At 69.2% G+C, this 3260-nt stretch carries 3 protein-coding genes; all 3 read right to left on the reverse strand.

Translation table 11 applies throughout. The features are described from left to right. Positions 1–90: 90 nt before the first annotated feature. Positions 91–1467, reverse strand: coding sequence for an MBOAT family protein (locus tag GXB81_RS30700; protein ID WP_205991175.1), 1377 nt, complete (start codon positions 1465–1467; stop codon positions 91–93). Between the two features lie 18 nt (positions 1468–1485). Further along, on the reverse strand, positions 1486–2151 hold the full coding sequence (locus GXB81_RS30705) for an alginate O-acetyltransferase AlgF (protein ID WP_205991176.1): 666 nt from the start codon (positions 2149–2151) through the stop codon (positions 1486–1488). A gap of 79 nt (positions 2152–2230) precedes the next feature. Beyond that, positions 2231–3260 (reverse strand): bacteriophage N4 adsorption protein A (locus tag GXB81_RS30710; RefSeq protein ID WP_205991177.1); only part of this gene is annotated, 1030 nt, incomplete at its 5' end.

Genomic DNA, 3260 nt, shown 5'->3' on the forward strand with positions numbered 1-3260 from the left:
TGGCCTCGCCGCTCAGGCGCCAGGCGAGCAGGAGCGCGCCGCCCATGACGACGATCAGAAAGGCCATCGTGTTGAACTTGCGCATCGCGGTCAGAACTGGAAATAGAGAAACGGGACCACGGTGCGTCCTTGCAGCACGCACACCGAGACCAGCCACAGCGGCACCGCCAGATAGCGCAGCAGCGCATGGCCGCGCGCGTGCCCCGCCGGCCAGGCGGCGGGCAGATAGACGAGCGCGATGCCGCCCAGCAGACAGGCGAGCTGGTTGGGCCGCAACGCGGCGGCGAACGCGCTCGACATCGCCCAGCCATGCGCGCCGCCGAGCGCCGCCAGCATCGTCGACACTTCGCCCCAACTGTCGGCGCGAAACAGCAGCCAGCCCGCCATCACGAACAGCAGCGTGACGGCATGGCCCGCCCAGAACGGCAGCGCCGGCCCGCGGCGCGCGCGCCACAGCCGTTCGGCCGCGAGACCCGCGCCATGCCACAGGCCCCACACCATGAAGGTCCAGCTCGCGCCATGCCACAGGCCGCCGAGCGCCATCGTAACCAGCAGATTCACGCAGCCGCGCGGCAGGCTTTGGCGACTGCCACCGAGCGGAATGTACAGATAGTCGCGCAGCCAGCTCGACAGGCTGATATGCCAGCGCCGCCAGAACGCCGAGAGCGAGCCGGCCAGATAAGGCGCGTCGAAATTCTCGGGAAAGCGCAGCCCCACCATCAGGCCGAGGCCGATCGCCATGCTGCTGTAGGCGCAGAAGTCGAAATACAGCTGCAACGCATAGGCGAGCACCGTCAGCGCGGCGTCGGCCGCGCTCGGCGACATCAGCTGATAACCGCTCGTCACGAGCGGCGCCAGCGTGTCCGCGAGCAGGATCTTCTGCGCGAAGCCGAGCATGAACCGCTCGACGCCGACCGCGAACTCCGCGGCGTGAAACGCGCGCCGGCGCAACCGCTCGGCCACCCATTCGTAGCGGACGACGGGCCCCGCCACGAGGTGGCCGAACATCGACTGATAGGTCGCATAGCTAACGAAGCTCGGCTCGGCGGCGACGGTGCCGCGATAGACATCGACCGCATACGAAATCGCGCCGAACACGAAGAACGAGAGCCCGATCGGCAGCACGACGGCCTGCCATGCGCCGGTCGGCACGCCGATCGAGCGCGCCGTGTCATGCAGCAGGTTCGCGTACTTGAACCAGACGAGCGCGAGCAGCGGCCACGCGATACCGGCGAGCAGCGCCCAGCGCCGTTGCCGTGCCCCGGCGCGCTGTATCAGCAAACCCGTGCCCCACGACCAGACCGCGATCGAGACGATCAGCGGCAGGAAGTCGGGACGCCACCACGCATAGAAAATCCAGCTGAATCCGAGCAGCGTCAGATTGCGCCAGCGCGCACCGACGAGCGCATAGGCCAGCAGGAAGAGCGGCAGGAAAACGAACAGGAAGCTGATGCTCGCGAAGACCATAGGCGTGCGGGCCGGCGCTCAGTGGCCGGCCGAGTACGGCTCGGTGGCGTCGGTCTGGATCACGAGGCGCGGCGCGGCGGCCGCGCCGAGCAGAAACACGCTCGCATGATCGCCCGACTTCAGCGTGGGCAGCGCCACCGGCGCCGTGCTTCCGCTCGCCTCGCAGCGCCCTTGCAGCCGAGCCTGCACGGGATTGATGACGCGCTTGCGGGTGTCGCCGCTCGTCACGCGATCGAACACCGTCGCGCCGTTCTCGATCGCGAGCGCGCCGTTGCAGTCCGGCGCGAGGTTGTAGAAGCGCAGTTCCGCCTTCAGGTCGTCGCGCCCGTCGCTGGCGTCGGCGATCAGCTTCGGCTGGCCCGCCGCCGTCAGCACCACCGTGTTGAAGGTGCCCGGCTTGACGTCGAAGCGCCCGAGCGCGTGCCCGTCGGCCTTGATCTCGACGCCGGCGGCGGCATCGACGACCCGGTAATCGGTGCTCACCCTGCACTTCGGATCGAGCGTGTCGCGCTTGCCCGCAAACTCGACGCTGACGGCCTTCGCCGACGGATTCACCACGCGCAGGTAGCTGGAGCCGGCCGGCGCCTGCGGCGCATAGAGCCGCGCGATCTCCTGGGCGGACGCGGCCGACCCCCAGGCCAGCGCGAGTGCGCCCGCGAAAAGCGCCGCGGCCATGACGGCCATAGCGGCGCCAGTCTTCGGGCGGCGTGCGCCCGCGGACAATGTAGGGTTCTTGACCATCATCGAGTTATCCCCGTTTCGTTCAGTAGTTGAAGACGCTGCGAATGAACCAGCCCTTCGCGCGTTCGTCGCCGGCCACGCGCAGGCGGTATTGCACCGACAGGTCCAGGTACGAGCGCGGCGCATGATAGCGGTCCTCGCGCAGCCAGGTGCGCAGGTTGAGGCCGACGCCCGCGCCGACGGCCCACGGTCTCGTGTAGACGTTGTTGTAGTCCGCCGCGGCCACGGCGTGCGGCGTCAGCATCGTGTGGCCGAGCCACGTATCGGGCAGGCGGAAGCTGCGGCCCGCGTCGAGTTCCGACGTGAGATAGCGCGTGTTCGCGACGAGGTAGTAGCCGGTCTCGGCATAGAGCTGGACGTTGTTCCAGCTCGGCTTGTCGACGCGCAGGTCGCCGCCCGTGCCCCACGAGTAGCCGAGCCGCGCGAGCCAGTCGCTTTGCGCCGCCGAGCCGATCGCCTGCTGCCGCTCGAAGGCGGCCACGATGTTTTGCGAGGCAAACGGCTTCCAGCGCACGCCGAAGGCGGAGAGCAGGCTCGGCCAGCCGGTCGGCGAGGTGCCGGTGAAGCTGTCGCCCGTCACCGTGTCGGTGGACGTGGTCGGCGCGCTATACGGCGTGCCGATGAGCCGCGCATAGAGATCGACCCAGGTGCCGTTGCGCTCGAGCGCGGCCGGCCGCCACCAGGCCTCGGCGCCGATCTGCAGGTTGTCGCCGACCAGCGCCGACTGGTTCTGGCCCGCCTGCATGTTGTTGCTGCCGCGATAGGTCAGCGCCACATAGGCGCCCCAGCGGCGCTCCAGCTCGGACACCGCGCGGCGCGTCTCGTAGAGGCTTTGCGGCGTGAGGTCGAGCGCGCCGGCATCGGCGGCGTCGATGGCGCGCCGGAAATAGCCGGCCGCGAGCGGACGCTGGTCGGCATTGACGGCCGTGAAGGCCGCATCGCGCAGCGCCGTTGCGGGCAGCTTGCCGGCCGCGTCGAGCGCGCCGAACGCCTGGGCCAGATCGGAAGAGCGTCGTGTAGGTGAAGAGTGTGAATGGTGGTGTAAGACTCGT

This window comes from Paraburkholderia sp. Ac-20336, assembly GCF_017105025.1.
In the GTDB taxonomy this organism is placed as follows: Bacteria; Pseudomonadota; Gammaproteobacteria; order Burkholderiales; family Burkholderiaceae; genus Paraburkholderia.